The sequence below is a fragment of the uncultured Porphyromonas sp. genome (genome assembly GCF_934359325.1).
Lineage (GTDB): Bacteria > Bacteroidota > Bacteroidia > Bacteroidales > Porphyromonadaceae > Porphyromonas_A.
Window position 1 is genome coordinate 1 of the sequence record NZ_CAKRLH010000194.1, and the last position, 3131, is coordinate 3131.

Here is a 3131-nt window from a genome sequence, read left to right on the forward strand (position 1 = left end):
GGACAAAGAGCGTACTAATGTTATTCGGCAGGTCGCTCTTTTTCTCATTGATGAAGTCGAGAGCTGCGTGACGAGTTGTCTCCCTGGTCTCCAGGTCTTCCGTTGCGGTGTACATCCGTACGTAGGCTGTGATGGACTGCTTGATGGACTGCTCTACCTTGACCCCCTCCTCTATGGATGCGTAGAAGGACTTGATCGCAGCCTGGAAGTCCTTGTCCTCCAGGTGGTCTATCCCCTCGTCGTAGGCCTGTGAGTCCTCGCCCGAGTCCTCCTCGCTGCGCCCCTTACTGAGCACACTCTCGAGAGCATCCAGGATAGACCGGGTGCTCTGATTCTTAGGGTGCTTCTCGGCAATCATATTGAGCAGATTGCGAGAGCGGAAGAGGTCTCCGTGGCTGGTCCGCTCCATCACGATGTCCAGTAGCTTATCGATCGTCTGGGGTCGTACGATCGCCTTGGCGGTGAGTCCCTTGTGATTGGACGCCGGTAGGAATGCGACCTCGATGCTGTCGCCGGAGAAGTCTCTAAGCGAGGCGTCGAGGAGATCGGAGCGATTGAAGTAATATCGTTTCTGGTCGGTGGTGTCTATGAATCCAAATTGATAGGATGGCCTGAGCTGAACGATCTTGCCGGTAGGCGAGACAACTTCTTGATCCTCTTTCCTGCTGGCACTCTTCGCCTGGACGTAAGCCTCACGCACGCCCTCCACCGCTTCTTCATTTCTCTTCTTTGTCTGTCCCTTCTTGCTCCAGTCATTGAGTAGTGAGGGGTCTCTCTCGGTGAGGATGGATAGCGGGACACGATCGCCCGGCTTGTATTTCGTAAATGGTTTGGCCGGCTCAGCCTCGACCTGTGGTGAGTGGTCGGCAGCGGTTGTGGAAGGGGCTTCTTTCTGCTCCTTCTGTTGATCCTGTCCCTCCTCAGTGGGATGGTCGCTCACGGAGGCAAATGTGCGTATGCTTGACTCGCTTATGCCCTTGACTTGGTTATTACTCAGTCGGAGGACGATGTAGTCCGGCCCAAAAAAATCAATGTGACCACGGGTGGTCTCCGAGTCCGTCGTGATCTCAATCAGATCGCCGGTCTGAAAATTAGTCTTTAAAAATTCTATCATGATAAAAAAGGTAACCAATAGAGAAAATCTCAGCACAATAGGTGCTACTACTCTATGTCTTACAAATGTAATCAAAACGTCGGACCTATCGCAATGCCTTAAGCCATTTGTTTCAGTCCCGAGGATGGGCTTTCATTCTTGCGGAGCCGGGTGGAGAATCGGGCCGGGTTGCCCTGATGAGGTTCATTTCATTTTATGTAACTTTGCACGCACATTTTAGGACGAAAAAGATGGAAGAAAATAAGATCAGAAATATCGCGATCATCGCTCACGTCGACCATGGTAAGACCTCTCTCGTGGATCGTATGCTGCAGGCGGGTAACCTCTTTAGGGACCCGAGCGAGAAGCTGGAGCAGGTACTGGACAACAACGACCTGGAGCGTGAGCGAGGTATCACGATCTTCTCCAAGAACGTCTCCATCCAGTACAAGGACTACAAGATCAATATCATCGACACGCCCGGGCACGCCGACTTCGGGGGTGAGGTGGAGCGCGTCCTCAATATGGCGGACGGCTGTCTTGTGCTGGTGGATGCTTTCGAGGGCCCAATGCCTCAGACGCGCTTTGTCCTAGAGAAAGCCCTTCGCATAGGACTGAAGCCGATCCTCGTGATCAATAAGGTCGACAAGCCTAATTGCCGCCCCGATGAGGTGCAGGAGAAGGTCTTTGACCTGATGTTTGACCTCGACGCATCTGAGGAGCAGCTCGAGTTCCCCACCTTCTACGGCTCCGCTAAGGAGGGCTGGATGAGTACCGACTGGCATAAGCCGACGAAGGATATCACTGCGCTCCTGGACGGTGTGATCGAGTATATCCCGGCCCCACCGATCAACGAGGGACCGCTCCAGATGCTGATCACCTCCCTGAGTTACTCCTCTTATGTGGGACGTATCGCCATCGGTCGTGTCCATCGCGGCACGATCCGCGCCGGGCAGGAGATAGCGCTGGTAAAGCCGGACGGCACGATCGAGAAGCAGCGGATCAAGGAGCTGGATATCTTCAGTGGTCTCGGTCGGCAGAAGGTGGACGAGGTGCACTCGGGCGACCTCTGTGCCGTGATCGGCATTGACGGCTTCGAGATCGGTGAGACCATCGCCGACCCGGAGTCCCCCGAGATGCTCCCCACGATCGCCGTCGATGAGCCGACGATGAGTATGCGCTTCACGATCAATAACTCCCCCTTCTTTGGTCGTGAGGGCAAGTACGTCACCTCGCGTAAGATCGAGGATCGGCTGATGCTGGAGACAGAGAAGAATATCGCCCTCCGTGTTGAGCAGACCGATAGCGCCGACAGCTGGATGGTCTATGGCCGTGGCGTCCTCCACCTCTCCGTCCTCATCGAGGAGATGCGTCGTGAGGGGTATGAGCTGCAGGTGGGTCAGCCTCAGGTGGTCATCAAGGAGATCGATGGGCAGAAGTGCGAGCCTATCGAGGAGCTGGAGATCGAGGCTCCCGAGGAGTGCGCCAGCAAGCTGGTGGACCTCTGCATCCGTCGTAAGGGAGAGATGGTGGCGATGGAGACCAATAACGGTCGCGTCAGCGTCACCTTCCACATCCCCTCCCGAGGAATCTTCGGACTCAATAACGCCGCCCTCACGCTCTCGAGTGGTGAGGCTATCATCTCGCACCGCTTCCTCTCCTTCGAGCCATGGAAGGGAGAGATCCCCGGTCGCACCAATGGCTCCATCGTCTCGCTGGAGACCGGCAACGCCTTTGCCTACGCACTCAACAACCTGCAGGATCGCGGGCGCTTCTTCATCGCCCCCGGCGAGGACGTCTATGAGGGTCAGGTCGTGGGTGAGCACAATAAGGATAACGACCTCCCCTGCAATGTCTGCAAGTCAAAGAAGCTGACCAATGTCCGCGCTGCCGGTAGTGACGATAAGGTGGTGCTGGCACCGCCCATCGTCTTCTCGCTCGAGGATGCGCTGGAGTACATCAAGTCGGACGAGCTGGTGGAGATTACTCCTAAGAGTCTCCGTCTCCGGAAGATCCTCCTGAGCGAGCTAGATCGTAA

General features: G+C 55.7%; 2 protein-coding genes. One reads left to right on the forward strand and one right to left on the reverse strand.

Translation table 11 applies throughout. The annotated features are described in order from the left end of the window. A partial coding sequence (locus tag Q0F21_RS06755; RefSeq protein WP_297238534.1) for a hypothetical protein occupies window positions 1-1114 on the reverse strand: 1114 nt, incomplete at its 3' end. Between the two features lie 230 nt (window positions 1115-1344). On the opposite strand from Q0F21_RS06755, the gene typA reads away from it, so the two are divergent. Next, window positions 1345-3131, forward strand: a 1787-nt coding sequence (typA, locus tag Q0F21_RS06760; protein ID WP_297238536.1) for a translational GTPase TypA, incomplete at its 3' end; no start/stop codon positions are given.